We start from the raw sequence: 25,790 nt of genomic DNA, 5'->3' as shown, positions 1-25,790 counted from the left end.
GTTACTGTTCGATAAAGCAGGATTTGATCAAACTTTCAGCAGTTGCTGATGCGACAAAGAGAAGCTCATCGCCAGCGCTAAAGACATCAGTTGGAGTCGGAGTAATCACACGACCATCGCGCACGATTGCGGCAAGAGATGCATCGTCGGGAAGGGTAATTTCTTCAACGGTTTTGCCAATGCACATTGATGTATCAGGAAGTGTTAGCTCAACCAAGTTGGCCTGACCCTTGCGGAAAGAGAAGAGTCGAACGACATCTCCTACGCTTACCGCTTCTTCAACTAGCGCTGAGATAATTCGTGGAGTTGATACTGCAACATCTACTCCCCAAGATGAATCAAAGAGCCACTCATTCTTTGGATGATTAATACGTGCGACAACGCGAGGAACGCCATATTCGGTCTTGGCCAATAACGAGGCTACTAAATTAACTTTGTCATCACCGGTTGCTGCAACTAAAACCTGGCAATTATTTAACACCGCTTTATCGAGTGAGGTAATTTCGCAGGCATCGGCCATCAACCATTCAGCATCTGGAACAGATTCCATCTTCAGCGCTTTTGGATCGCGGTCGATTAGAAGTACTTGGTGTCCGTTATCTAGAAGTTCGCGTGCAATTGCACGACCGACATTTCCAGCTCCTGCTATAGCAATTCTCATGAATGATCCTCAGGTGAGCGCGCCAGTATTGCTTCTACTGCAGCGGTGTTTTCGGCGCGAACTGTTACGTGCATTAGATCGCCTTCTTGCAAAACAGTGTGCTCATCAGGGATCAAGCCTTCAGCAAGTCGAGTTAAAAACGCGACGCGGGCTTCGATCGCTAATTCAATTTCAGCGATTGGACGACCGAACCAATCTTTGTGGGGATGCATCTCGCAGAGTTGAATTGTTCCGCTGGCATCGCGCCATTCAGAAAGTGAACCTTCTGGCACTAGGCGACGCAAGATCTGATCAGTTGCCCAGATAACAGTTGCAACAGTTGGAATGCCTAAGCGCTGATAAATCTCAGCGCGTCCTGGATCGTAGATACGTGCAACAACATTTGCGACGCCATAAGTTTCGCGGGCAACACGGGCTGCCAAAATATTTGAGTTATCACCATTGCTTACAGCGGCAAATGCATCGGCAGTTTCAATACCGGCTTCAAGCAAGGTATCGCGATCAAAGCCAACGCCAGCGACTGTACGACCTTTAAAGTCTGGTCCCAGGCGACGGAAAGCTTCACGAGATTGATCAATAATTGCAACTGAATGGCCAGCAGCTTCGAGTTCGCTCGCCAAAGAGGAACCAACTCGACCGCATCCCATAATCACGACGTGCACGAGGTTTAACTTACCACCTCTAGGCTTGGGTGCATGGCGATAGGTGATCCTCGAATGGAAAAAGCAGAACGAAAGGTGGACCTAACTGTAGGTCAACGCTTTGTCGTCACCATCGAGAAGATCGCCCACGGCGGCCATTTCATAGCGCGCCACCTTGGCGCTGTGATCTTTGTTCGCCATGCGATACCTGGTGAAGAAGTTGAAATTGAGATAACCAGCACCGGATCTTCATTTAATCGCGCCGATGTCGTGAAAGTTGTGAGTGCATCCAGTGATCGCGTTAGCGCTCCTTGCCAATTTGCACATCGCACTGGGTGTGGGGGATGCGACTTTCAACATATTTCATTGGATCGACAACGCCAGCTAAAGAGTGAAGTAATCACAGAACAATTTGCACGTATCGCCAAGAAAGAAGTAACTGTGCTGGTTGAAGAAGTAGGCGGAGCGCTTGGCTATCGCACCCGCTTTACCGCGGTAACAACGCGTGACGGTGCTCTCGGATTTCGACAGGCGCGTAGCAATAAAGTTGTTCCGGTCTCCGATTGCCGAATTCTGCAACCTGAACTGAAGTATCAAGAGTTAAGCAATCGTAAATGGAAGGGCGATTTGCAAGTCGAAGTTTCAATTTCATCCACTGGTGAGCGCACCATTGCAACGGGATATACACGAGATGAAACCCCAGTTCGAACATCTGAAGGACCAGATATTGCAACTTATGAGGTAAATGGCGCGCCACTAGAAGTATCGCAACGCTCTTTCTGGCAGAGCCATAAAAGCGCGCCCGCTGTTCTCTGCGAAGCCGTTTTGAAATATGCCGAGCTCAAGATTGGCGATCAAGTTTTGGATCTTTATGGGGGAGTTGGGCTCTTTACATCTCAAGTTATCGAATTAGTTGGCGAGAGCGGCAGAATCGATCTGGTCGAAGGCAGTAAATCCGCAACTGGGGATGCGCTTAGAAATTTTGCCGAGCGCACCAATGTCGGAATCCATACCGGCGATGTCGAAAAGATTCTGCCGCGGTTTTCGAAAGCCGATGTAATTATTCTTGATCCACCTCGCGAAGGAGCGGGCAAGAACGTCGTTCAATCAATGGTTTCTTTAAAGCCACGTGCAATCGTTTATGTGGCTTGCGATCCTGCAGCCCTTGCCCGGGATAGCGCTTACTTAGAAAGTTCGGGCTATACGCTGGCCGATATTCGCGCCTTTGATCTCTTTCCGATGACGCAACACATCGAATCTGTTGCACTTTTTAAGCGAGTTAAGGTATCTTGACGTCAAGATAAATCAGTGAGGGATAAGCGATGAGCAAAAATTCATTAGGTGCCAAGAAGAATCTAAATGTTGGTGGCAAAGATTTTGAAATCTTTGATATCTCTAAGATCGAGGGCGCTGCTAGCTTGCCGTTCTCGCTTAAAGTCTTACTTGAGAATTTACTTCGCACCGAAGATGGCGCAAATATCACCGCTGACCACATCAAAGCTCTTGCACAATGGGATCCATCAGTTGAGCCAGATACTGAAATTCAATTCACGCCGGCCCGCGTTGTCATGCAAGATTTCACCGGAGTCCCTTGCGTAGTAGATCTAGCAACCATGCGCGAAGCAATTGTTGATCTTGGGGGAGACCCAGCGAAGGTAAATCCACTGGCACCTGCTGAACTTGTTATCGACCACTCTGTTATCGCCGATGTATTCGGTACAGAAGATTCTTTCGAGCAGAACACAGATATTGAATATGAGCGCAACCGCGAGCGTTACCGCTTCTTGCGCTGGGGCCAAGGCGCCTTTGATGAATTTAAAGTTGTTCCACCTGGAACCGGAATTGTTCACCAGGTAAACATTGAATACCTAGCGAGAGTAATCATGACTCGCACTGTAAATGGAGTGCTCCGCGCCTATCCAGATACTGTCGTTGGTACGGACTCACACACAACAATGGTTAACGGACTCGGCGTACTTGGCTGGGGAGTCGGCGGTATCGAGGCCGAAGCAGCTCTGCTTGGACAACCAGTTTCAATGTTGATTCCTCGCGTAGTTGGATTCAAGTTAAGTGGTTCACTTCCTGTTGGCACAACTGCCACAGATATGGCGCTAACAATTACTGAGATATTGCGTAAGCATGGCGTCGTTGGAAAGTTCGTTGAATTCTATGGACCAGGCGTTGTCTCTGTGCCAATGGCTAACCGCACCACAATTGGAAATATGAGCCCAGAATATGGTTCAACTTGTGCCATCTTCCCAATTGATGATGAAACTCTTCGCTACCTGCGTCTTACCGGACGAAGCGAAGATCAACTCGCTCTGGTTGAACAATATGCAAAAGCGCAAGGCATGTGGCATGACCCATCAGTGAGCCCTCGTTATTCCGAACATGTTGAACTAGATCTTTCAACAGTTGTTCCATCAATTTCTGGACCAAAGCGTCCGCAAGATCGCATCTCATTAAGCGACTCAAAGTCGGCTTTCGATAAAATCTTGCCAACTTATTTCACAGATAAAACCGGCAAAGAGGCTTACCCAGTAAAGATTGGCGCAAAAGAGACCACCATCAAAAATGGTGACGTCGTAATTGCATCAATTACCTCATGTACAAATACCTCAAATCCTTCAGTAATGATCGGCGCTGCGCTACTTGCAAAGAAAGCGGTAGAACGCGGCCTAACTTCTAAGCCATGGGTCAAAACAACCTTGGCACCAGGATCAAAAGTTGTTACCGATTACTACGATCGCGCTGGCCTAACTCAATATATGCAAGCACTTGGTTTCCACCTTGTTGGCTATGGCTGCGTAACTTGTATCGGAAACTCTGGTCCGCTTCCACTAGAAATTAGCAAATCTGTTAACGAACATGATCTTGCTGTAACAGCAGTGCTATCTGGCAACCGTAACTTTGAAGGCCGCATTAGCCCTGATGTGAAGATGAATTACCTAGCTTCACCTCCGCTAGTAGTTGCCTATGCGCTAGCAGGCACTATGAATCACGACTTTGAAAAGGATTCACTTGGCACCGATAAGGATGGCAAGGAAGTTCTCTTGGCAGATATCTGGCCAAGCGCGAAAGAGATTCAAGATGTAATTGATTCTTCTATCTCATCCGAGATGTTTAAGAAAGATTATGCGACTGTCTTTGATGGCGATCACCGTTGGAAATCACTTGATACGCCAACTGGCAAGACATTCGAATGGGATGTGCAATCAACCTATGTACGCAAACCTCCATACTTTGATGGAATGCCGGCGCAACCAAAGCCAGTTACCGATATCTCTGGAGCGCGAGTTCTAGCAATCCTTGGAGATTCTGTAACAACAGATCACATCTCACCGGCTGGAAATATCAAGGCTGATTCGCCTGCAGGCAAATACCTTGAAGCACATGGCGTCGCGCGCGCAGATTTCAACTCATATGGATCACGCCGCGGCAACCACGAAGTAATGATTCGCGGCACCTTTGCAAATATTCGCTTAAAGAATATGTTGCTAGATGGCGTAGAAGGTGGCTTTACCCGAAACTTCCTTGATAACGGTGCACAGTCAACAATTTACGATGCATCAGTTGCTTACCAAGCAGCCGGCGTTGGTCTAGTTATCTTGGCTGGAAAAGAGTACGGATCAGGTTCATCTCGCGACTGGGCTGCAAAGGGAACTGCACTCCTTGGAGTTCGCGCAGTAATCGCTGAAAGCTTTGAGCGTATTCACCGATCAAATCTGATTGGAATGGGAGTTCTTCCATTGCAATTTACTAATGGTGATACTGCACAGAGCCTTGGACTTAAGGGCGATGAAAAATTTGCGATCTCTGGAATCACTGCGCTAAATGGCGGAGGTATTCCGAAAGAGGTAACTGTTACCGCAGGGGATAAGACATTTACCGCAAAGGTTCGCATCGATACGCCGGGTGAGGGTGATTATTATCGCCACGGGGGGATCATGCAGTACGTCTTAAGGTCCCTTCTCGCCTAAATATCACGTAGAAATCGCGTAACTGCAGGGCCTTAACTAGACTAAGCACGTGCTCGAGTCTCTTAAAGGTCCCGCTGATATTAAGGCGTTGGATCGCGCACAGATAGATAAGTTAAGCGAAGAGATTCGCCGGTTCCTTATCGAAAAAGTCTCTAAGACCGGCGGCCATCTTGGCCCTAACTTAGGCGTTGTTGAGCTAACTCTGGCGATACATCGAACCTTTGATTCACCGCGCGATGTAGTGCTCTTTGATACCGGGCATCAATCTTACGTTCATAAAATAATTACCGGCCGGGCAGATAGTTTCGATGGTCTGCGCCAGCGAGGTGGAATTGCTGGTTACCCAAATCGCGGCGAGAGCGAACACGATGTAATCGAAAACTCTCATGCCTCAACTGCACTTTCCTGGGGCGATGGAATTTCCTATGGATTTTCACGTACTGGGCAAAGCGATCGCCATGTAGTTGTTGTGGTTGGCGATGGCGCGCTAACGGGCGGCATGTCTTGGGAGGCGCTCAACAATATTGCCGCTACAGAAGAGCGAAATTTAGTAATCGTCGTAAACGATAACGAACGCTCTTACTCGCCAACTATTGGTGGGCTTGCTACTTACCTTTCAACTCTGCGCGTGACCCGCGGTTATGAAAGATTCCTTGACTGGGGTAAAGAATTTCTACATAAGACCCCCGTTGTCGGTACTCCGATTTATGAAACTTTGCACGGTATGAAGAAGGGCATAAAGGATATTGTCGCCCCGCAAGGAATGTTTGAAGATCTTGGCCTGAAGTACATGGGTCCAATCGACGGCCACGATATCGCAGCCCTTGAAAAGGCTTTAGCGAAGGCTAAAGAATTTGGCGCGCCAGTTCTTGTTCATGCAATTACCGAAAAAGGACGTGGTCATCAACCTGCAGTTGCAGATGAAGCCGAAAAATTTCACGCAGTTGGAATCGTTGATCCAGAAACTGGTGCGCCTTTAGCGAAGAGCGGTACCAGCTGGACCAAAGTATTTTCCGAAGAGTTAGTTGCGATTGGCCACGAACGCAGCGATATCGTCGCGATAACGGCAGCGATGCTTGGACCAACAGGTTTAGACAAATTCGAGAAAGCATTTCCTGAGCGCACAATCGATGTTGGCATTGCAGAACAACATGCCGTCACTAGCGCAGCAGGAATGGCATTTGCTGGTCTGCATCCAGTTGTCGCACTTTATTCAACATTCTTAAATCGTGCATTTGATCAGTTGCTCTTGGATGTGGCGCTACACAAGGCTGGCGTCACCTTTGTTTTGGATCGCTCTGGAGTTACCGGAGATGACGGCCCTTCTCACCATGGCATTTGGGATTTAGCGTTAACTGGAATTGTTCCAAATATGCATGTGGGAGCTCCACGTGATGGCGCACGACTGCGTGAAATTTTGCGCGAAGCAGTTGCTATCTCAGATGCACCATCGATGCTGCGCTTTCCAAAGGGAGCGGTTCAAGAAGATATTCCAGCATTTGAAAGACGCGATGGCATCGATGTTCTATATCGCGGAGAGAGTGCAGATGTACTTTTGGTGAGCATCGGCGCGATGGCAGCGATCGCAGTAGAAGCTGCATCAATGGCTTATCGAGAAGGCGTTGGCGTAACGGTTATCGATCCGCGCTGGGTTAAGCCACTTCCGATCTCACTTGTCACAATTGCCCAGCGATATAAGAGCGTAGTTGTTCTAGAAGATGGAATTAAGCATGGCGGTATTGCAAGTTCGATCTCCGAAATGTTCCGCGCATCAGGTCTAGCAACGCCAATTCACTCAATTGGTATTCCACTGGAATTCATTGAGCATTCCAAGCGCTCTGAGATCATGAACGATCTCGGAATTACCGCGCAGAGCATCGCAAGAAGTATTGTCGAGTGGAACAGTTCCCACTCGACTTCGAACTTGTCAGATTCGACTATGGCAGAGATGCAATACCCGGTGCATGAAAGCGCTGACCGCAAACCGCTTCGCTGATTCCTTCGCGATCTAGATAAGGCAAGATTCCGCCCAGGTGCATCGGCCAACCTGAACCCATCAACATGCAGAGATCAATCTCAGCAGCGGATGAGACAACGCCTTCATCTAGCATCATGCGTGCTTCAGTTGCTAAAGCATTTAGCGCACGATCGCGAACTTGCTCTGCAGTTGATGGCTTATCGCCTTGCTTAATCAACGCAACTGCTTCAGGGTTAGCGGTGAATTTTCCATCTGCGCCCTTGATGTAGAAGTTGCGAACTTTGGCATCGACCATCGCTTGCATAGTTGGTGAGATGCGATAGCGCGGGCCTAAATTCTCGTGCAAGGTTTCAGAGACATGCAAGGCAACGCCTGGGCCAACTAAGTCGAGAAGTTCAAATGGCGACATTGGGAAACCGATGCTGCGCATTGCATTGTCTGCAACTTCTGGTGAGGTTCCTTCATCTACCGCATCCGTTACTTCGCCCATGAAGCGAGTTAGCAAGCGATTGACGACAAAGCCCGGTGCATCCTTACAGATGATCATCGTCTTCTTTAGCTCTTTACCAACGCTGACTGCAGTTGCAGTTGTTGCATCATCTGTCTTTGAGGTTCGTGCAACTTCGAGAAGTGGCATCACAGCAACCGGATTAAAGAAGTGGAAGCCAATTACCCGCTCTGGGTTCTTTAACCCTTCGCTCATGCGTTCGACCGAGAGCGATGAGGTATTGGTTGCCAATACACATTCGGGGGAGACGATGGTTTCGAGCTTCTTAAATAACTCTTGTTTAAGAGATAGTTCCTCAAAGATTGCTTCAATAATGAAGTCACAACCAGCAAAAGAACTCTGATCTGCAGAACCGCTTACTAGAAGTGAAAGGCGACGCGCAGACTCTTCGCTCATGCGCTTCTTTTCTACCAACTTCGCGAGTTCGTTCTTAACCCAAGCAACGCCCTTATCGGCTCGTTCTTGATCAATATCGGTCATAACAACTGGGCATTTAAGGTTGCGAAGCAAGAGCAGAGCAAGTTGTGATGCCATGAGTCCAGCACCAACAACACCGACCTTGGTTACCTTGCGGCCGAGCGCTGGCTTAGGTGCGCCTTCAACTTTCTTGCGCTTCTTCTGGATCAAGTTAAATGCATATAGAGATGCGCGAAGTGGATCAGACATTGTTAGATCAGCAAGTGCTTGATCTTCAGCATCAAATCCAGCACCGCGAGTATTGGTGCGAGCCGCAGCAATTAGTTCAAGTGCGCGCATAGGAGATGCGATCTCAGCTCCGCCATATTTCTTAAGAGCTGCAGCCTTACCTGTGGCAAGCGCGGCATCCCATGCCGGATCTTGTGAATAATCTTTACGTTCTACCTTTGTTGCACCACTTAAGACTTTTGCTGCAAATGAGACAGAGCGCTCTAGGAAATCAGCAGGTTCGTAAACTGCATCCACAACTCCAAGTGATAGTGCATCTTTAGCCTTCATCATGGTGTTGTTATTCAAAGCGTTAAGCATGATGACTTGAATAGCGCGCTCTGGTCCGATTAGCTTCGGCAGAATTGTCGCTCCACCCCAACCCGGGACAAGCCCCAAGAAAACTTCAGGCAGCCCAGTAAATGCAGTTGATGCGAGAGTTCGGTAGTTGCAATGCAGACCAACTTCCAGCCCGCCACCAAGTGCTAGGCCATTGATAAATGCAAAGGTAGGAACTCCGCATTCATCAAGGCGGCGAAATACATCGTGGCCAAGTTTTCCGATAGCAAGTGATTGTGAGCGCTCTGAAAGAAATGAGAGCGCTGAAAGATCGGCACCTGCAGCAAAGATAAAGGGCTTTCCGATAATGCCAATTGCAGCAGGTGAGCGGCCTATTGCATCGGTGATCGCAGCATCCAAGGCGATAAGTGACTGAGCACCGAAGGTATTGGGACGTGTGTGATCAAGTCCGTTATCTAAGGTAATCAAAGCTAGCGAGCCTGTAAAACCAAATGGAGTTAGATCAACATCGCGGACAAGCGCGTTGGTAACAACTTCTTCTGGCGCTCCTTCAGGTAATTTGATTTCGGTAGTCATTACTTTGATCCTCCTGAAAAGTGTGGGTTCTCCCAGATAACGGTGCCGCCCATGCCAAGTCCAATACACATTGTTGTAAGTCCATAACGCACTTCTGGGTGCTCTTCAAAGGCGCGCGCCAGGTTGAGCGCTAAACGGATTCCGGAAGAAGCCAATGGATGGCCTACTGCAATCGCACCGCCATAAGGATTAACGCGAGGGTCATCATCGGCAATTCCAAAGTGATCAAGAAATGCAATTACCTGCACCGCAAATGCTTCGTTAACTTCAAATGCGCCGATATCTTCAATCTTTAAACCCGCTTTGGCAAGAGCTTTTATAGTCGAAGGAACCGGTCCAAATCCCATTACCTCTGGTTCTACTCCAGCAAATGCATAGGAAACTAGCTTTGCTTTTATCGTTAACCCAAGTTCTTTCGCTTTATCTTCGCTAGCAAGCAGCGCAGCAGTTGCGCCATCATTTAAACCTGATGAGTTTCCTGGGGTTACGCGGCCGGCTGCGCGGAATGGAGTTTTGAGCGTTGCTAAGCCTTCCATAGTTGTCGTTGGGCGTGGTGGTTCATCAACTGTTGCAATACCCCAACCCATCTCAGGAATGCGTGCGGCAGTTGGAATCAAATCGCGCTGAATCTTTCCAGCAGCATATGCAGCTGCAGTTTTCATCTGTGAGTTGTACGCGTAGCGATCTGCGCGCTCTTTCGTTAATTGTGGAAAGCGATCATGTAAACGTTCAGCAGTTGCACCCATGGCGAGCGCATCTTGTTCAACGATGCGCTCTGCAAGAAAACGTGGATTGGGATCAAGTCCATCACCGATTGGATGATTTCCCATATGTTCAACGCCGCCAGCGATTGCAATATCGATTGATCCAATAGCAATTGCACCGGCCAAGGTTGTCATCGAAGTCATTGCACCTGCACACCAACGATCGACTGAATAACCTGGAACAGTGACTGGTAATCCTGCTAAAAGAGATGCGCTGCGACCTAAGTTCATACCTTGATCGCCGGTTTGCGTTGCCGCTGCGATAGCGACATCTTCAATCGCATCTGGAGAAACTTTAGGATTTCGCTCAAGTAGGCCGCGCATTGCGCGCACCATCAAATCATCAGCGCGCGTTCCGGAGTACATGCTTCCGGCTTTTCCAAATGGGGTGCGAACGGCATCAACTAGGACAACGGTGCGAGACATTTACGACTGCTTTCTCTTAAGCGCCCAACTGCTCTCGCCTTGAAAAGGGCGAGCGCGGGCTTATAGAGAAAGGTTACTGGTCAGTAGCCAAAAGTGGAACAGGGTAAAGGTTAAGCCTTTACCTTCTCGGCAGCAGGCGCGCTCTGCTGGCCCTTACCCTTCGAAAGGTATGGGACCAAAACTGCTACTAGATAGGCAGACCAAGCGATAAATTGAATAAAGGAGGTTGTTGTATCAAAGCCTACGGTGCCGCTTAGGAGCGAGGCCAAGATTGATTCCTTGGCGATCCAAGGAGTTACATCCCAGAGGAAGTCATCAACGCCTGGGATCCAACCAAGTTCTTGGAATTCATGGATGCCGTATGACAAGACGCCGGCTGCGACGATGACTAGTGCAACTCCAGTAACGGTGAAGAATTTTGAGAGATCTAATTTTACAGAACGGTTGTAGATCAAATATCCAAGAACAACTGCCAAGGTAAGTCCAAGAACTAAACCAACTGTTGCAGTCGATGCAGCGCCGACTGTTTGAAAATTAGTGTAAACAAATAACGCGGTCTCTAGACCTTCGCGGGCAACAGCGAAAAAAGCCACTAAAGCAAGGCTTATTGGGCCTCCGGTAAGTGCAGTATCTACTTTTCCATGAAGCTCGTTGCGAAGTGTGCGCGCTGTGCGCTTCATCCAGAAGACCATCCATGTAACAAGTCCTACGGCGATGAAAGATGTGATGCCAGCAAATAGCTCTTCTCCGCGATCGGATAATTCAGCTGAGGTGAAAGAGAGAAATGCGCCGAGTGCAAAGGTTGCGGCTAGAGCGGCTGCAACACCTGTCCAGAGCGGCTTAAGAAAATGGCGACGATCTGTGCGAACGATGTAGGCAACGAGAATCCCAACGATTAAGGCGGCTTCTAGGCCTTCGCGTAGGGCGATGATGAATGTGCTGAGCATGGGCTAAATCTAGAACGACCCCCGTATTTACGCAACTTAAGTGTTGCGTAATTCCTCACACCTGCTCTGGAGCCTGCGCCTCGGATTCAGGCTCACTCTCAGCGACCGCCAGAGGTTCGGTCTCTAAAAGGGCAGATTCCAAGATCGGAGCAACTATCTCGATCTGCCATTGACGGGCGCCGAGATCGGCTAAGGCGGCTGCTACGCCTGATTTAGGGGAGTTCCAGCAGATCCGGCGGACATATTCAGGGGTAATCAAGTTCTCAAAGGGGATAACCAGCTCATTGGCCTTTAATTGAATATTGGCCTTGGCATGGGTAAGCGGGGCATATCTCTCAGGAAAGCGCTCGCGCCAGATCTTTAGCGGAGGCAGCGAGTCGCTATCGGTGCGCACCGGTGGCCATTGGCTATCGGGCAAGGCAAGGGCATCGGTGACGGCGTTAATCCAGGTGGCGGTATTTTCAAACCAACGCGCTCGCAGACCAATAGGGCGCAGAACCTTCTCTAAATCTTTCTTCGTCTTGATTGGTTTTTCAACAGCTTTCGTTGCAATCTCAACGATTGCGGCATCTGATAACAAACGCCCTTGTGCGATATCTACTTCTTGAGCGATTTCGGCACGGATTGTCCAGAGCGCTCGCACGATTGCAAGTTGATCGCGCTTTTTAATCTTATGCATTCCCGATGTGCGACGCCAAGGATCAACACGTGGTGGGGGAGCAGGTGCATCAATAATCGATTGAAACTCTTCTTCAGCCCACTTTAACTTCTTAGATTTTTCCAAAATTTTATACATCTGATTGCGAAGTTCAATCAAAAGCTCCACATCAAGGGCGGCGTAATTTAGCCAATCTTGCGGCAAGGGGCGCTGTGACCAATCAACTGCCGAATGTTCTTTGGCGAGTGAGACTTCCATAAGTGATTCAAGTAGTGGACCGAGTCCTACTCGCGGCAAGCCAGCAATACGTCCACCTAGCTCGGTATCAAAGAGTTGCTTTGGGTTAATTCCAAGTTCACGCAAACATGGAAGATCTTGTGTACTTGCGTGCAGAATTACTTCATCGCTCTGCAAAAGGGTATTTAGCTCTTGAAAATACTTATGGTTTGGTCCGAATGGAATCGGATCGATCAAGTGAAGCCCGCCGCCTTCACGCTTAATCTGAATTAGATAAGCGCGGGCGCTGTATTTATATCCGGAGGCTCGTTCGGCATCGACTGCAAAAGGGCCACGTCCTGAAGTTAGTTGAGCAAGAGCGGCTGCAAATTTCTGATCCGTATCAACTACCGGTGGGATTCCATTAGCGGGAGCTAAGAGCGGAACTGAGGTTGGCGCTGCCGGGACTTCTTCTACGGTAGTTGATTTATCTTCGCTCATAAATAAGTTTTATACGCGACGTCGTGCTGCAGAAATTGGCGCTACGCCTTCGACGATGGGTGGAAGTCCGGCGACTTCGCCAAGGAGATTGCACCAGGCATCGATATGTTTAATCATCTCGGCACTCTCTTTGATAATTGGACTCCATGATGCGCGGATTTCGATTTCAGATTGGTCATTGCGTGGTGAAAGTTTTCCAAATGATGCGCTGGAAACTCTCGTGACAGTCCCGCTTGGGGCGTTGAATTCGCAACCGGCTGCCGAGAGAGAATCTAGGAGCCAAGACCAGCCAACTTCAGGCAGAAGCGGATCATCCTGCATCGCCTCATCTACATCTGCGCTTAAAAATGTAACGCAGCGAAATTCACCTTCCCAGGTCTCTTGTCCACCGGGTTCATGTAGCAAAACAAAGCGACCAGATGCGACTTCATCTTCATCATCACCGAGCAAACCATTTGAAACATCTGCGGTAAATGCAAAAGAGTAAGTAGCTAATTTTTGAGGTGCTGGGACTTCTTCCAAGATGATCTCAGCGCGCGGTGTAGCGGTGCGCAGATGCTCGATCATGCGATTAAATTGGTTTAAATCCACTGGTTAATTCTAAAGATAGGACCTGCATTTAAGTGGGAGGCAGGGCGCTTACTCTCTTTTTGCGTGTGTACCCTTATGCCCATGGCAACTTTTTTAGCCCTTCTCTCAAGCGCTCTTTGGGGAACTGCGGATTATCAAGGTGGCAAGTTAAGTAAGAGCCATCCCGCGATCGCAGTGCTCGGAGTAACCCAAGCAATTGGATTAATTTTTGGAATTGGTTTGGTAATTGTTACTGGAGATTATTCTGCAGCTGCACTTGGTCCTGATGGTTATTTCTTCCCCGGAGCACTTGCCGGAGTTCTTGGATATCTAGGGTTAATTTGTTTATATGCGGGACTTTCTACTGGCCGCATGGGAGTTGTCTCTCCAATCAGCGGTTTAAGCGCCTTGATTCCTGTCGGCTATGCCTTCTTTGTAAAAGGAGATCGCCTTTCTTTAATTCTAAGTATTGGCGCTGCACTTGCAATCGTCGGCGCTTTCTTAGCGAGTGGACCAGAAATTTCTCAAGGACTTCCGCTGAAGCCGCTATTTCTTGCACTTGGTGCAGCAGGTGGTTTCGGTACTGCACTTACTTTTATGGCGATTGGTTCGCAGGGCAGCGCTCTTATGACGATGGTGATGATGCGCTTAACAACGTTATTCGTTTCATTAGGAATCTTTGCAAGATATAAAACTTTAGGCGGCTTGAACTTTAAACAGAGCCCGATTTTGATCTTTATCGGTGTTGCAGATTTCTTAGCAAATTTACTTTTGGGAGTTGCAACGACAAAGGGCAACTTAACTCTGGCAATGGTTCTTGGCGCGCTCTATCCGATCTTTACCGCGTTGCTTGCATTCCAGTTCTTACATGAACGACTTCATAAAGTTCAGTACATCGGAATTGCAGCCGCGGTCGCAGGCGTTGCCATAATTTCAGCCTTCTAGGCCTTTAAGCCACGCGCCTCAAAGAATTTCGTGCCATCAACTTCGCGTTCTGAAAGATCAGAAAATTTTGCTAAAAGTTCTTGGAAATTAATTTTGGCTTCGCCACCAGTCTCAGGTGTAATGCTGAGATAAATTCCATCTAACGCGCGATTGCTAATTAGTTCGAATATGAAGCTAGCGCCTCCTTCCACCAAAACGTTGCTGCCAAACTTCTTTATGCCGCGATCTAGCGCCGCACGTGGTGAGCTATTCCACCAATGGGCATTTCGGTTATCGGCAAGGGCGTTGACCATTGAACGAGAGGCGATCACGACTGGAACGGGTGTGCGGTGATAGGGCTCGCTTCGAGCGGTTTTGCCTCCGATTAAGATGAAATCTGCGGTGCGCCGGCGCGTCAGAAATTCGGTGCGATCGGCCCCGCTGGTGATCGCGCGCGATGAGCCACCTTTTGTCGTTGAGCCATCGCTTCCGGTAACCAGAGTTGCGAAGACGGCCATGGTCGAAAGGCTATCTGGCGGCAAAGTAGATGTCAGTGCGAAGACGTAACGTTTCCTTCATGATAATTACCTGTGACTCATGTGCAGTTCGCGATATCGGTTGCAACGATTGCGTACTGACTTTTCTCCTCTCAACTCCCAAGAAAGATCAACGCACCGAAATCTGCGAAATTCCTGATACAACGGCTGAGGCGATTGATCTGCTCTCATCCCGTGGAATAGTCCGCCCACTGCGCTTTAACTCCGCTGGGCGAGCGTAGATAAGAATAAATTCACAGGCAGCCACGCTTATTTCGGTTTGAGTTGCTTCATAAGGCACCGTTAGCCTTTAACCCTATGTTTACCTCAAAGCGCTCTGTGGCGGCTCTAATCAGCGCGATTATCTCGCTGGTTTCCCCGTTGCTTACCGCGCCCAGCGCTGACGCTGCCCAAACTTTGGCGCAGGTTCAGGCGCGCGTTCGCCAACTCGAGGAAGAAGCCACAACTGCCGCCGAAGGCGCTCAAGAAGCAAAAGTTAAATTAGCTTCGCTAAATGGTCAGCTCCAGGGCATTCAGGCGAAGGCGGCGGTACAAAGTCAGAGCGTTGACGCTCTCTCGAAATCTCTAAACGCGATCGCTGTTGAGCAATTTAAAACTGGCGGCTTAAGCCAGAGCCTAGAACTACTCTTCTCATCAGATCCGGCGCTCTACCTTTCAGCAGCAGGATCGCTAGAAGCAATTACCCGTAAGAAATCGGTAGAACTTCGAAAGTTTCAAGCAGCCAAACAACGCCTTACCGCAACTTCGCTGACAGTTAGCGACAAGCTTGCACTGGTTAAAGCAACTCAGAAAAAGTTAACAGCGCAAAGTGCACGAGCAACTGCGAAGTTGGCAGAAGCTGAATCGCTCTTGGCGAAGTTAAAGAAGGAAGATCGCGAACGTTTAGCCCGGCTTGCTCAAGAAGAGGAAGATGCCGATCAAGCATCCTCACTTGCCGCCGCCAAAAAAGCCGGGGCAGTTTCAGGACGTGCTGGAAAAGCTCTGCAATTTGCTCTGAAGCAGATCGGTGACAAATATGTTTTCGGCGCCGATGGCATGACCTATTGGGATTGTTCAGGGCTGACCATGCGCGCATTCCAAACCGCAGGCGTCTCACTGCCACACTCATCGCGCGCACAATTTAACTATGGAAAATCGGTTAAGCGTTCAAATCTTGCCCCAGGCGATCTTGTATTCTTCGGAAGACCAATTTCGCACGTTGGAATCTATTTAGGTGGCGGAAAGATGGTGCATGCACCACGATCTGGTTCGCGCGTGAAAGTGGCAAGCGCATCTAGCTTGGGAAGAAAACCATTCGTCGGCGCACGCAGACTCTAACTACCTAAGTAAATGCCTGAACTTAATTTAGGGAAAATTCTCTGCATCACCAATGACTTTGGTCCCCGCGCCGGCGGCATCGAAACCTTCGTTATGGGTTTGATAGAACGAGCACCCAAAGGTTCAATTATTGTCTATACCTCCGCGCAGGGTGATACAGCTTCTTATGATCAAGGATGGATGCGAGATTTTGGCGTTGAGGTAATTCGCGATCGTTCCAAGATATTGCTTCCGTCTCCACGAGTAATTCGAAACGTCAAGAAAGTCATTGCGCGTGATTCGATCAAACAGGTATTTTTCGGAGCAGCGGCTCCTCTTGGAGTCATGGCGCGCACTTTGCGCGAAAAAGGCGTTATGAATATCGTCGCGCTAACCCATGGACATGAAGTCTGGTGGGCAAAGTTGTGGCCATTTTCTTTAGCGATATCTTTTATCGGCAATAACGTTGATCATCTGACCTATCTTGGTGATTTTACAAAGAGTGAAATTGCGAAAGCGCTTTCGCCAAAAGCCAAGTCAAGGCTTATCAAGATTGCACCCGGTATCGATACTGATCACTTTGCTCCAGATTCAACTTCCGAGCGATTGCGAAGAGATTTGGGTCTCGCTGATAAGAAAGTTATTGTCAGCGTAGGCCGACTTGTGCATCGTAAAGGCCAGGATATTTTGATTCAATCACTGCCCGCTATCTTAGAAAAACATCCGACAGCGCATATCTTGATGGTTGGTGAAGGCCCATACCGAAAAGACCTTACAAGAATGGTTGAGAAACTAGAACTTTCGGGAGCGGTGACATTTATAGGACGCATCCAATATAAAGATCTTCCCCGCTATATCTGTGTCGGAGATATCTTTGCAATGCCTTCTAGATCACGGCTTGCCGGCCTTGAAGTAGAGGGTCTTGGAATTGTTTATTTAGAGGCAAGTTCCTGCGCCTTGCCAGTGATCGCGGGACGTTCTGGGGGAGCACCTGATGCCGTTGATGAAAGTGTTACTGGATTTAGCGTTGATGGAACTTCACCGACGGAAGTCTCTACAGCGCTAATCAAATTGTTTGATGATCCAATTAGAGCGAAGGCGATGGGAGCGGCCGGACGCAGTTGGATTATCGAAAAGTGGAGCTGGGAGATTTGGGCAAAGGAATTTAACTCTTTATTTAAATAATTCCTGATTCAATTCCAACTCTTATTGCAGCAAGTCTATTTGAGACCTCAAGTTTTCGATAAATTGAAGTTAGATGCGTCTTAAAAGTTGATTCAGATATATACAGCCGCTTTGCCAGTTCACGAATATCTCCAACACCTGCAATTGCTCGTAGAACTTCGACTTCTCGTTGGGTTAACAACTTTGCAGCAGATGTTGTCTTGAGCGCGGAAACTATGTCGGATGCGGTAAATGAGTTAGGTGCAAGTAGCGCTCTCTTTAGGACGGAGATCAACTCTGCCAGCGGAGCGCTTTTCTTAACAAATCCGCTTGCGCCAGCGCTCATTGCGGCAATTAGATCACTTTCGCTATCGCTCATAGTGAGCATCACGATTGCGATTTCCTTTGAATTCTTACGAGCCCAACGAATCAGATCCAAGCCGCTGCCATCGGGTAGGTTCAAATCGACAACCATCGCATCTGGATTGGTATGCGCTAACTGCGCCATCGCTTCAGATTTACTTGCGGCCGTAGCGCAACAGACCATCTGCGCTTCTTCAATGGCGCGGGCCAAGCCGGCACGAACAGCTGAATGATCATCAACTACCAATATTCGTGGTGGTGCTACTGCATCATTCACAGAACTACTTTTATGCGGGTTCCGTTCTCAGTAGAGATAATCTCTAACTGTCCGTGAAGTTGTTCAACGCGCTCTTTAACTCCTACTAAACCTAAACGTCCTAAACCTGAGGTATTCACCTGCGCACCTCCAACTCCATTATCGCTAACCTCTAAGTAGGTGCGATTTTCAACTCCTCTCAAAAGGACTTCAATATGGCTAGCCCTAGAGTGAAACTTTGCATTGCGAAGTAACTCTGTTGCGATCGCCTTTAATTCAGTTTGGTAGGAATTTGGAATAGAGAAGTGGCTAATGGAAGCGGTTACCTGCAGATCACCACAAATTTCGTGGATCAACTGGCTGAGCGCATCCTGGAAAGTAACTACTTTGGGATCGCGTAGCGCGTACATTTCGTGCCTAACCTTCGAGATTAGACCATCAACTTTAAAGCGCAGTCCGCGAATTTCTCGGCGCGATTCAACGGTTGATTCTGTGGCCCCTAAGAGCAAATCTAACTCGTAGCCGAGAGCAACCAGATCTTGCGCTATGCCATCGTGAAGATCACGCGCTAGTTCAAGTCGTGCTGGATCGCTCACTTAGCGAAGAGCTCAGAAATCTCCTTAGCAAACTCCTGTGCAACCACATGTCGCTTAATTGAAAGCTTTGCCGTCAATTGACCGCCTGCGATTGTGAAATCTGTAGGAAGGATCGTGAATTTGCGAATTGATTCGGCTTTACTTACCGCTTTATTTGCTTCATCGACGGCTGTCTGAATAACTGCGATGAGATCAGGATCTTGGGTCAGCGTTGCGATAGTTGCCCCATCTTTCTTATTGGCAGCAATCCAACCTTTAAGCGCCTCCTGATCGATGGTCACTAGCGCTGCGATAAATGGTTGGTTATCACCGACTACAACGCATTGACTTACGAGTGAATGGGCGCGCAGACGATCTTCCAGCACTGCTGGCGCAACGTTCTTTCCACCCGCAGTAACAATTAGCTCTTTCTTACGTCCAACAATTGAAAGGAAGCCATCTTCATCGATCTTTCCGAGGTCACCTGATTTAAACCAGCGATCTTCGGTGAAGACTTCTGCATTAGCGGCATCGTTCTGCCAATAGCCGCGCATAACGATTGGTCCTCTGATTAGAACTTCTCCGTCATCGGCGATCTTGACGGAAGTTCCTGGAATAGGTTTTCCAACAGACCCAACTTTAATTGCACCAGTCATATTCAAAGTTGCGCCTGCAGTTGTCTCAGTTAGTCCATAACCTTCGTAGATTGTTACACCAGCGCCGCGATAGAAGTGTCCGAGACGACTTCCAAGTGGTGCACCTCCTGAAATCGCTGCTTCTACATTTCCACCAAGGGCGGCGCGAATCTTTGAAAATACCAACTTGTCGAAAAGTGCATGCTTGAGAGTGAGGAGCGGATTGAAGCTACGCTTATCCATTGCCTCGCTATAAGCAATTGCGACATCTGCAGCTTTACGGAAGATTTTTCCTTTACCCGCTGCATCAGCCTTTGCTTCTGCTCCGTTGTAAACCTTTTCGAAGATGCGAGGCACAGCAAGAACGAAGGTTGGCTTAAATGATGCGAGATCTGGTTGCAATCGGCCAACTGGATCACTGCAATGCGCTAAGTGAAGGCCAGCGCGAATCGCACCGATCTGAACCATGCGACCGAATACGTGGGCAACCGGCAAGAAGAGAAGGGTTGATCCACCTGGCTTTAAGAAGAGATTGCTAGCGCCTTCAACAACATTTCCGCACTCAGATAAGAAGTTGCCGTGCGTTAGTTGTACGCCCTTTGGCTTACCAGTTGTTCCAGATGTGTAGATAAGAGTTGCGAGAGTATCTGGAAGCAAGGCGTTGCGGCGGCGATCGATCTCATCATCACCAATGTGAGCGCCAGCTGCGGCAAGAACCGATAGAACATCCTCGGTCATAGTCCAAATATGTTTGGTGTGAGAAGGAAGAACTGTGTTAACTAGCTCGCGGTGAGTTGGAGTTTCTACGATTAATCCAACAGCGCCAGAATCGGAAAGAATCCAATCTACTTGCTCGGCTGAAGATGTTTCATAGATAGGAACAACGCATCCACCTGCGAACCAAATTGCAAAATCAAGAATCGTCCATTCGTAACGTGTGCGCGCCATAATTGCGACGCGATCACCGATTTGAATTCCGGCGGCGATTAAACCCTTCGCAGTTGCGCGGACTTCTTCCTCTAACTCTTTTGCAGAAACCTTCTGCCATCCATCTCCTAAGGGACGTGAAAGCATTGTGCGGTTGGGTTCAAACCAAGCGCGTTCTGCAATTAAGTTAGTTAGGTTTCCGGTCGATGCCGCAGGGACAAGTGCTGGGATTGTGATCTCGTTCATGGCGCTAACGCTAGCGCCCACCTTGAAAAATGGGGAGAGGCTGCGAAGTACTTTTTTAACAGCGTTCTCAGGTAACCTACAGCCATGAGCGATATGAGCAGTTCAACGATCTCCATCGATGCCCCACTTGATCAGGTAGCAGCCACCCTTTTTGCAATTGCTGATTACCCACAATGGTCAGGCGCCTTTAAGAAGGTAGATGTTTTGGAGAGCGATGGCCAAGGGCGCGCTACCAAGGCCACCCTGTCGGTTGATGCCGGCGCGGTAAAAGATGTTGTGACTCTAAACTTCGAATGGGCAGAAGCGCCAAGTAAGGTCACCTTCTCACTAGAAGATGCCAATATTTTAACGAAGATGGATGGCGCATATTTACTCAAGAGCCTCGACTCCGATACGACCTCGGTTACTTATGAACTTTCGGTTGGTTTATCGATGCCTATTCCAGCGATGATGATTACAAAGCAAGAGAAGTCAACAATCGAGTCAGCACTTAAGCAACTCAAAGAACATATAGAAGGCTGATTTCTTCACCGAGATCAAGGGCCCTTAAGAACCTTAATGAGTAAAGATAATTCAAATACCATCGGCATAGATGTCGGTGGCACAAAGGTCCTTGGTGGGGTTGTCTCTCAAACAGGAGAAATTCTGGCAACTGCGCGCCGTGATACTCCGCGCGAAGGTGGTAAGGCGTTAACCCAAACTATCGCCGACGTCGCAAACGAATTATCAAAGGAATACCCAGTTGAATCGATCGGTGTTTCAGCGGCTGGATTTATCTCATCTGATCGTCAAACGATTCTGGCTACTCCAAATATCGCTGGTTGGAACGGCGTAAATCTAGTTCAGGAACTAAAGCAGATTATTGGCAATCGAATTGTCTTAGAAAATGATGCAAACTCTGCCGCGTGGGGTGAATTTAAATTTGGAGCAGGACGCGGTCGTAAAGATTTAATGATGCTCACTTTAGGCACAGGAGTCGGTGGAGGCTTGATTCTTGATGGCTCTGTCTTTAGAGGAGCTTTCGGAATAGGCGCTGAATTAGGACACATTCGCGTTGTGCCGGATGGACATCTCTGCGGGTGCGGAATTCGTGGCTGCCTTGAACAATATGCATCAGGTTCGGCACTGATGCGACATGCACGAGAAGCGATCAACGCCAGCCCTGACCTTGCAAGAAATTTACTGGCTCGTGGTGATGGAACCCTTGAAGGGCTTAAAGGCCATCACATTACTGAAGCAGCGCGCGCTGAAGATCCAGTTGCTCTGGCTGCATTTAATACGATGGCGAGTTACTTAGGAGCAGGTATCGCATCGCTTTGTGCGGTGATCGATCCATCTTGCATCGTTTTAGGTGGGGGAGTTATCGATGCCGGTGAGCTTTTCTTGTCACCAACGCGCAAAGCTGCACTTAGCCTAATTCCATTCTCCGGAAAGCATCCTTACCCCGAAATCGTTCCAGCAGAACTGGGTAATAACGCGGGATTAGTTGGCGTTGCTGATTTGTCTAGAATTTAAAGTGCGGCACCATCGTCGTCGCGAAAGGTTGGGCCGTTCTTCCATTTCTTAATTGAATTTATAGCGCGCTTAAAAGTTTCACCTAAACCAACTTTTGGTGGTGCTGGTGGTTGAAAACGATTCTGATCTTCAAATTTATCTAGTTCATCTAAATACGTTGTTGGAGAAGATTCATCGAGTGATAGACCTTCAACCATTGATTGAAATTCCAAATCGATCAACTCGCGTTCATGGGCGTCATCTGGCTCGCCATGTCCAGGATCTTTTCCGCTCATCTCTTGCGCTCCATGGTTCATATTCGCACATTAGGTTGGTTATGGGTTGGTTAAGCGGTAAATTAACGCCATGAACAACCTGCCTTACGGCATTCTGCGCGCATTCTTAACGCCATTTTTAATGGTGCTCTTTCGCCCGAAGGTAAAGGGGCTGCGCCACGTTCCAGGTTCTGGCCCGGTGATCATCGCCTCTAACCACCTATCTTTTAGTGACTCCATATTCATGCCGTTGGTTGTTCCGCGCAAGGTCACTTTTTTGGCAAAGAGTGAATACTTCACATCACCTGGCCCAAAGGGATTACTAAAGAAGTTAACTTTTATCGCCCTCGGTCAAGTTCCGGTTGATCGCTCTGGTGGTCGTCGCAGTGAAGCAGCGCTGATTACCGGTTTGAAAGTTTTAGCTGAAGGTAAGTGTCTGGGTATCTACCCTGAAGGTACGCGCTCACCAGATGGCAGGCTCTATAAAGGTCGAACAGGTATTGCACGTCTTGCAATCGAATCAGGTGCTCCAATTATTCCAGTAGCGATGTTTAATACCGAAAAGATTCAGCCAACCGGAACTGTTGTTCCAAAGGTGATGCGCGTTGAAATGATCTTCGGCGAGCCAATGTACTTTGAAGGCGATTCCACGGATTTACAGCACCTGCGTGATGTCACTGATCAAATCATGGAGACTATCCAAGCCTTATCAGGACAAGAGTATGTCGATACATATGCAACGAAGGCGAAGAAAAGTACCGAAGACGAAGAGGGTTAGTTAACTCTCTAAAGATAAGCGCTTAGTTAAGTAGTTGCAGGTATCGCAATCCACCCCTGCATCAGGTAGTTCGCCCTCGATAACGTTTATCAAATCGGCGATCAAAGATTTAAATTGCGCTTGATCACGCGTGACATGGAGATAATGCTGGGTTACGCCAAAGCCATGAGCGCCATCTGCTGTCGGTGTAACTCCGGCTAACTTCCAGACCAGCAGACCCATTGATGAAACGGGGAAGGGTTTACCCTTTTCAGGATTTTCGAGCGCGTAGGCGTAAGCCTCAAGCTGCGGCGCATAGAACTGCGCGTTATCGCGATCTGAATCCGAGACCTTGCAGTCGATGATTCCTACACTGCCATCGTCATAGTGTGCGAGCAGGTCGTAAATTCCAAGAATCCGCCAACGGGTTGCCTCACCATTGATCTCAATAGGTGCGCTCTTAACCCATTGCCCCCATTGCTTAACAACGCCCGGCGCAAGTGATGGATCAAGATCAGGCATCGATGCGCGGCGGAAATGTTCTTCTTGCGCAGATGAGAGAGGTTTAACTAAAGGAAATTGGCCAGGCATCGTGACTTTAAACCAGTACTTAATCCAAAGGCAACGCTTGCAAGTAGAAAGCCCAAAGGTTAGATCCGATGGCGCAATAGTGTCGCGCGCGGGTTTTTCGGGTTTAACTATCTTGGCATTAGTTGATGAACTCATGTATTGATTAAATCACGAAGGGCTGACGCGATCACCAATAGACCCAAGATAATCATCACACAACCACCAATAAATCTTAAAAGTTCTAACCGTTTCTCATCACTTGCCAGCCATGCCCGCGCTGTTCCCGCCAAGAGCCCCCATGTTCCATCTGAGATAAAAGCTAAAATCGAAAAGAGCGCGCCGAGAAAGAGTAATTGTCCAGTTACATTTCCGCGATCGATATCTACAAACTGAGGCAGGACTGCGGCATAGAAAACTAAACCTTTAGGATTTAGCGCACCAACCCAGAAACCATCACGCACAGAACGCCAGAAGGTTGGAACGACGCTTCCTTGGCTCTTCATATCAGCAGCGGCAATCTTGCGCGCCCTAATTGCGGTTATTCCTAGGAAGACCAGATATCCACCGCCACCCCATTGCACTGCGGAGTAAGCAAGGTCAGACCTTGAAAGGATTGGACCTAAACCGAAAGCAACAAGCGAAGATAAAAAGAATGCGCCGGTTACATTGCCGGCAACTGTAAAGACTGCGACTTTTCTTCCCCAGGCAATGGCGCGGGCAATTACAAACAAGACGCTAGGACCGGGCGCCAGAATAATTATCATCGCGGCGATGATGTATTCAATCAAGCGCGATGGGATAACCATTTCAGAATTCTAACCAAATATTAAATGATGTGGGAAAGAAATAGGCGGACCAATTTCTTGGCCCGCCTATTCGGTAGTTAATTACTTACTGGTTAATTGCCCCGAGCTTTCGAAATTGCATGGAGCACTCGATAACCGATTACAGCAACCAGTGTTCCGTTGACGATACCTGTGAAGGTGTAATCGCCTTGGGTCCATGAATAGTCAGCAATACCCATGATTAGAGCAGATGCTGCAATCAGTAAGTTGGTTGAGTTAGAGAAATCAACTTTGCTCTCGATCCAGATTCTCGCACCCAAGATGCCGATCATTCCGAAGAGCGCTGTTGATACGCCACCAAGGGCGCCAGCTGGAGTAGCGCTAAGCACTGCGCCAAATTTTGGTGATAGCGATAGCAAGATTGCTCCAATGCCAGCGATCCAATATGCAGCAGTTGAGTAAACGCGAGTTGCCGCCATTACTCCAATATTTTCTGCATAAGTAGTTGTTCCAGAGCCACCACCGAAACCAGCAACAGTAGTTGCAAGTCCATCTGCCATCAACGCATTGCCCATTTGATCATCTAGATCTTTTCCGGTCATCGCAGCGACGGCTTTAACATGGCCGACGTTCTCTGCGATCAAAACAAGAACGACAGGTAAGAAGAGGATCATGATGTTGGTGCTAAATGTTGGCGTTGTAAATGTTGGGGTATCGAACCAAGCAGCTGCTGAGATTCCCTTTGTATCGACATCGCCCATGGCTAGCGCGACAACGTAACCAACAACAAGTCCCAAGAAGATACTGATGCGGCTCATAAAGCCTTTTGAGAATGCACCGATTACACCGATGCTCGCAAGCGTAATGATCGCAATTAGTGGTTCCTTGGTGAAGTTACCTTTTGCAGCACCTGCCAAGTTGAAACCGATCAACATAACGATCGTTCCAGTTACAACTGGTGGAAGTAGCCAGTTAATCCACCCGATTCCCGCTGCGCGAACTGCAAGACCAACCAAGGCTAGAACAACGCCGGTAAAGACGATTCCGCCAAGTGCTGCTGCCATTCCGCCACCAGTTCCAGCTGCTGTCATTGCGGCTGCGATTGGCCCTAGAAATGCGAAGGATGAACCTAGATAACTTGGAACTCTATTTTTGGTGATTATTAGGAAGAGGATGGTTCCAATTCCTGAAAAGAATAGAGTTGTTGTAGGGGAGAAGCCAGTAATAATCGGAACTAGAAACGTTGCACCAAACATCGCAGCGATATGTTGTAGACCGACTCCGATTGTGCGAGGCCAAGTAAGTCTTTCATCTGTTGATACGACTCCTCCAGCAGATACACTCTTTCCGTCTCCGTGGAGCTTCCATGAAAGTAACGACATTGTCTTCCTTTCCGATTACCGCAGACGGTAATGGCGCTTAAGGAAGGTCCACCGAGCGTGGGCCCTCTTTGCTGGGGAAGTTTCAGGGAATGCTTAAGGGTACGACTCACTTATGAGGTTCAGGCGACTTAAACCTTGGTGAGTCTTAGTTTTACTGGCGAGTAGTATTCGGGC

The 25,790-nt window shown here is 48.4% G+C and carries 25 protein-coding genes; 10 read left to right on the top strand and 15 right to left on the bottom strand.

The genetic code is table 11. The features are described 5' to 3' along the window. Position 1: 1 nt before the first annotated feature. Positions 2–661, bottom strand: a complete 660-nt coding sequence (locus A1sIIB106_RS04130) for a potassium channel family protein (protein WP_095671229.1) — start codon at positions 659–661, stop codon at positions 2–4. Continuing rightward, positions 658–1,323: a potassium channel family protein gene (locus tag A1sIIB106_RS04125; protein WP_095671228.1), complete on the bottom strand. Its 666-nt coding sequence runs from the start codon at positions 1,321–1,323 to the stop codon at positions 658–660. The genes A1sIIB106_RS04130 and A1sIIB106_RS04125 overlap by 4 nt, the downstream gene beginning before the upstream one ends. Positions 1,324–1,377: 54 nt before the next feature. On the opposite strand from A1sIIB106_RS04125, the gene A1sIIB106_RS04120 reads away from it, so the two are divergent. From A1sIIB106_RS04120 to dxs, 3 genes are read left to right on the top strand one after another with little or no spacing between them, the layout of a single operon-like run. Further along, positions 1,378–2,595 (top strand): class I SAM-dependent RNA methyltransferase, encoded by a 1,218-nt coding sequence (locus A1sIIB106_RS04120; protein ID WP_095677452.1) that lies wholly within the window; start codon positions 1,378–1,380, stop codon positions 2,593–2,595. Between the two features lie 29 nt (positions 2,596–2,624). Continuing rightward, positions 2,625–5,282: an aconitate hydratase AcnA gene (gene acnA, locus A1sIIB106_RS04115; protein ID WP_095677451.1), complete on the top strand. Its 2,658-nt coding sequence runs from the start codon at positions 2,625–2,627 to the stop codon at positions 5,280–5,282. 49 nt (positions 5,283–5,331) lie between these two features. After that, a complete protein-coding gene (dxs, locus tag A1sIIB106_RS04110; protein ID WP_095677450.1) occupies positions 5,332–7,278 on the top strand; it encodes a 1-deoxy-D-xylulose-5-phosphate synthase in 1,947 nt (648 codons plus the stop codon). Here dxs and A1sIIB106_RS04105 read toward each other — a convergent pair. From A1sIIB106_RS04105 to A1sIIB106_RS04085, 5 genes are all read right to left on the bottom strand, one after another. Further along, positions 7,220–9,328, bottom strand: coding sequence for a 3-hydroxyacyl-CoA dehydrogenase NAD-binding domain-containing protein (locus A1sIIB106_RS04105; protein ID WP_095677449.1), 2,109 nt, complete (start codon positions 9,326–9,328; stop codon positions 7,220–7,222). The two genes, dxs and A1sIIB106_RS04105, sit on opposite strands and share 59 nt — an antisense overlap. After that, positions 9,328–10,518 (bottom strand): thiolase family protein, encoded by a 1,191-nt coding sequence (locus tag A1sIIB106_RS04100; protein ID WP_095671224.1) that lies wholly within the window; start codon positions 10,516–10,518, stop codon positions 9,328–9,330. Before A1sIIB106_RS04100 ends, A1sIIB106_RS04105 begins: the two co-directional genes overlap by 1 nt. A gap of 110 nt (positions 10,519–10,628) precedes the next feature. Beyond that, positions 10,629–11,465, bottom strand: coding sequence for an iron uptake transporter permease EfeU (gene efeU, locus A1sIIB106_RS04095; RefSeq protein WP_095677448.1), 837 nt, complete (start codon positions 11,463–11,465; stop codon positions 10,629–10,631). A gap of 55 nt (positions 11,466–11,520) precedes the next feature. Next, positions 11,521–12,840 (bottom strand): HRDC domain-containing protein, encoded by a 1,320-nt coding sequence (locus tag A1sIIB106_RS04090; protein ID WP_095677447.1) that lies wholly within the window; start codon positions 12,838–12,840, stop codon positions 11,521–11,523. Positions 12,841–12,849: 9 nt separating this feature from the next. After that, positions 12,850–13,431, bottom strand: a complete 582-nt coding sequence (locus tag A1sIIB106_RS04085; RefSeq protein WP_223299469.1) for a DUF3000 domain-containing protein — start codon at positions 13,429–13,431, stop codon at positions 12,850–12,852. 81 nt (positions 13,432–13,512) lie between these two features. Between A1sIIB106_RS04085 and A1sIIB106_RS04080 the strand changes: the two genes are divergently transcribed. Next, complete coding sequence (locus tag A1sIIB106_RS04080; protein WP_095677446.1) at positions 13,513–14,355, top strand: DMT family transporter; 843 nt, start codon at positions 13,513–13,515, stop codon at positions 14,353–14,355. Here the strand turns inward: A1sIIB106_RS04080 and A1sIIB106_RS04075 are convergent. Then, positions 14,352–14,852, bottom strand: coding sequence for a dihydrofolate reductase family protein (locus A1sIIB106_RS04075; RefSeq protein WP_095677445.1), 501 nt, complete (start codon positions 14,850–14,852; stop codon positions 14,352–14,354). The genes A1sIIB106_RS04080 and A1sIIB106_RS04075 overlap by 4 nt on opposite strands. Positions 14,853–14,911: 59 nt before the next feature. Between A1sIIB106_RS04075 and A1sIIB106_RS04070 the strand changes: the two genes are divergently transcribed. The 3 genes from A1sIIB106_RS04070 to A1sIIB106_RS04060 all read left to right on the top strand — a co-directional run bounded on the left by A1sIIB106_RS04070 (position 14,912) and on the right by A1sIIB106_RS04060 (position 17,372). Beyond that, a complete protein-coding gene (locus A1sIIB106_RS04070; protein WP_125932743.1) occupies positions 14,912–15,112 on the top strand; it encodes a hypothetical protein in 201 nt (66 codons plus the stop codon). A 76-nt stretch (positions 15,113–15,188) separates the two neighbouring features. Continuing rightward, on the top strand, positions 15,189–16,208 hold the full coding sequence (locus A1sIIB106_RS04065) for a C40 family peptidase (protein ID WP_095677443.1): 1,020 nt from the start codon (positions 15,189–15,191) through the stop codon (positions 16,206–16,208). A 12-nt stretch (positions 16,209–16,220) separates the two neighbouring features. Further along, positions 16,221–17,372, top strand: a complete 1,152-nt coding sequence (locus tag A1sIIB106_RS04060) for a glycosyltransferase family 4 protein (protein ID WP_095677442.1) — start codon at positions 16,221–16,223, stop codon at positions 17,370–17,372. Here the strand turns inward: A1sIIB106_RS04060 and A1sIIB106_RS04055 are convergent. From A1sIIB106_RS04055 to A1sIIB106_RS04045, 3 genes are read right to left on the bottom strand one after another with little or no spacing between them, the layout of a single operon-like run. Beyond that, the gene (locus A1sIIB106_RS04055; RefSeq protein ID WP_095677441.1) at positions 17,365–17,991 is read right to left on the bottom strand and encodes a response regulator; all 627 of its coding nucleotides are present in this window, start codon (positions 17,989–17,991) and stop codon (positions 17,365–17,367) included. The two genes, A1sIIB106_RS04060 and A1sIIB106_RS04055, sit on opposite strands and share 8 nt — an antisense overlap. Next, complete coding sequence (locus tag A1sIIB106_RS04050) at positions 17,988–18,566, bottom strand: sensor histidine kinase (RefSeq protein ID WP_095677440.1); 579 nt, start codon at positions 18,564–18,566, stop codon at positions 17,988–17,990. Before A1sIIB106_RS04050 ends, A1sIIB106_RS04055 begins: the two co-directional genes overlap by 4 nt. Next, complete coding sequence (locus tag A1sIIB106_RS04045) at positions 18,563–20,353, bottom strand: AMP-dependent synthetase/ligase (RefSeq protein WP_095677439.1); 1,791 nt, start codon at positions 20,351–20,353, stop codon at positions 18,563–18,565. Before A1sIIB106_RS04045 ends, A1sIIB106_RS04050 begins: the two co-directional genes overlap by 4 nt. Before the next feature lie 84 nt (positions 20,354–20,437). Between A1sIIB106_RS04045 and A1sIIB106_RS04040 the strand changes: the two genes are divergently transcribed. Both A1sIIB106_RS04040 and A1sIIB106_RS04035 read left to right on the top strand, forming a co-directional pair. Then, entirely contained in the window at positions 20,438–20,875 is a 438-nt protein-coding gene (locus A1sIIB106_RS04040) for an SRPBCC family protein (RefSeq protein WP_095671214.1), read from the top strand. 36 nt (positions 20,876–20,911) lie between these two features. Next, positions 20,912–21,868 (top strand): ROK family glucokinase, encoded by a 957-nt coding sequence (locus A1sIIB106_RS04035; RefSeq protein ID WP_095677438.1) that lies wholly within the window; start codon positions 20,912–20,914, stop codon positions 21,866–21,868. On the opposite strand, the gene A1sIIB106_RS04030 is transcribed toward A1sIIB106_RS04035, so the two are convergent. Next, complete coding sequence (locus A1sIIB106_RS04030; RefSeq protein ID WP_125932388.1) at positions 21,865–22,164, bottom strand: hypothetical protein; 300 nt, start codon at positions 22,162–22,164, stop codon at positions 21,865–21,867. The genes A1sIIB106_RS04035 and A1sIIB106_RS04030 overlap by 4 nt on opposite strands. 100 nt (positions 22,165–22,264) lie before the next feature. On the opposite strand from A1sIIB106_RS04030, the gene A1sIIB106_RS04025 reads away from it, so the two are divergent. Beyond that, positions 22,265–22,900, top strand: coding sequence for a lysophospholipid acyltransferase family protein (locus A1sIIB106_RS04025; RefSeq protein WP_095677868.1), 636 nt, complete (start codon positions 22,265–22,267; stop codon positions 22,898–22,900). On the opposite strand, the gene A1sIIB106_RS04020 is transcribed toward A1sIIB106_RS04025, so the two are convergent. From A1sIIB106_RS04020 to A1sIIB106_RS04010, 3 genes are all read right to left on the bottom strand, one after another. Then, entirely contained in the window at positions 22,901–23,605 is a 705-nt protein-coding gene (locus A1sIIB106_RS04020) for a PD-(D/E)XK nuclease family protein (protein ID WP_095677437.1), read from the bottom strand. It abuts the gene before it with no gap. Continuing rightward, positions 23,602–24,255 (bottom strand): LysE family translocator, encoded by a 654-nt coding sequence (locus A1sIIB106_RS04015; RefSeq protein ID WP_095677436.1) that lies wholly within the window; start codon positions 24,253–24,255, stop codon positions 23,602–23,604. The genes A1sIIB106_RS04020 and A1sIIB106_RS04015 overlap by 4 nt, the downstream gene beginning before the upstream one ends. A gap of 92 nt (positions 24,256–24,347) precedes the next feature. Further along, a complete protein-coding gene (locus tag A1sIIB106_RS04010; RefSeq protein WP_095677435.1) occupies positions 24,348–25,616 on the bottom strand; it encodes a uracil-xanthine permease family protein in 1,269 nt (422 codons plus the stop codon). Positions 25,617–25,790: the final 174 nt, after the last annotated feature.

Origin of the sequence: Candidatus Planktophila lacus, assembly GCF_002288325.1 — a bacterium.
In the GTDB taxonomy this organism is placed as follows: Bacteria; Actinomycetota; Actinomycetes; order Nanopelagicales; family Nanopelagicaceae; genus Planktophila; species Planktophila lacus.
This window is presented reverse-complemented; position numbering and strand designations above follow the sequence as displayed.

Coding starts and splice junctions, on each gene's coding strand:
- A1sIIB106_RS04130 (WP_095671229.1), bottom strand. CDS start 661: ATGAGAATTGCTATAGCAGGAGCTGGAAATGTCGGTCGTGCAATTGCA.
- A1sIIB106_RS04120 (WP_095677452.1), top strand. CDS start 1,378: ATGGAAAAAGCAGAACGAAAGGTGGACCTAACTGTAGGTCAACGCTTT.
- acnA (WP_095677451.1), top strand. CDS start 2,625: ATGAGCAAAAATTCATTAGGTGCCAAGAAGAATCTAAATGTTGGTGGC.
- A1sIIB106_RS04105 (WP_095677449.1), bottom strand. CDS start 9,328: ATGACTACCGAAATCAAATTACCTGAAGGAGCGCCAGAAGAAGTTGTT.
- A1sIIB106_RS04100 (WP_095671224.1), bottom strand. CDS start 10,518: ATGTCTCGCACCGTTGTCCTAGTTGATGCCGTTCGCACCCCATTTGGA.
- efeU (WP_095677448.1), bottom strand. CDS start 11,465: ATGCTCAGCACATTCATCATCGCCCTACGCGAAGGCCTAGAAGCCGCC.
- A1sIIB106_RS04090 (WP_095677447.1), bottom strand. CDS start 12,840: ATGAGCGAAGATAAATCAACTACCGTAGAAGAAGTCCCGGCAGCGCCA.
- A1sIIB106_RS04080 (WP_095677446.1), top strand. CDS start 13,513: ATGGCAACTTTTTTAGCCCTTCTCTCAAGCGCTCTTTGGGGAACTGCG.
- A1sIIB106_RS04075 (WP_095677445.1), bottom strand. CDS start 14,852: ATGGCCGTCTTCGCAACTCTGGTTACCGGAAGCGATGGCTCAACGACA.
- A1sIIB106_RS04070 (WP_125932743.1), top strand. CDS start 14,912: ATGATAATTACCTGTGACTCATGTGCAGTTCGCGATATCGGTTGCAAC.
- A1sIIB106_RS04065 (WP_095677443.1), top strand. CDS start 15,189: ATGTTTACCTCAAAGCGCTCTGTGGCGGCTCTAATCAGCGCGATTATC.
- A1sIIB106_RS04060 (WP_095677442.1), top strand. CDS start 16,221: ATGCCTGAACTTAATTTAGGGAAAATTCTCTGCATCACCAATGACTTT.
- A1sIIB106_RS04045 (WP_095677439.1), bottom strand. CDS start 20,353: ATGAACGAGATCACAATCCCAGCACTTGTCCCTGCGGCATCGACCGGA.
- A1sIIB106_RS04040 (WP_095671214.1), top strand. CDS start 20,438: ATGAGCGATATGAGCAGTTCAACGATCTCCATCGATGCCCCACTTGAT.
- A1sIIB106_RS04035 (WP_095677438.1), top strand. CDS start 20,912: ATGAGTAAAGATAATTCAAATACCATCGGCATAGATGTCGGTGGCACA.
- A1sIIB106_RS04030 (WP_125932388.1), bottom strand. CDS start 22,164: ATGAACCATGGAGCGCAAGAGATGAGCGGAAAAGATCCTGGACATGGC.
- A1sIIB106_RS04025 (WP_095677868.1), top strand. CDS start 22,265: ATGGTGCTCTTTCGCCCGAAGGTAAAGGGGCTGCGCCACGTTCCAGGT.
- A1sIIB106_RS04020 (WP_095677437.1), bottom strand. CDS start 23,605: ATGAGTTCATCAACTAATGCCAAGATAGTTAAACCCGAAAAACCCGCG.
- A1sIIB106_RS04015 (WP_095677436.1), bottom strand. CDS start 24,255: ATGGTTATCCCATCGCGCTTGATTGAATACATCATCGCCGCGATGATA.
- A1sIIB106_RS04010 (WP_095677435.1), bottom strand. CDS start 25,616: ATGTCGTTACTTTCATGGAAGCTCCACGGAGACGGAAAGAGTGTATCT.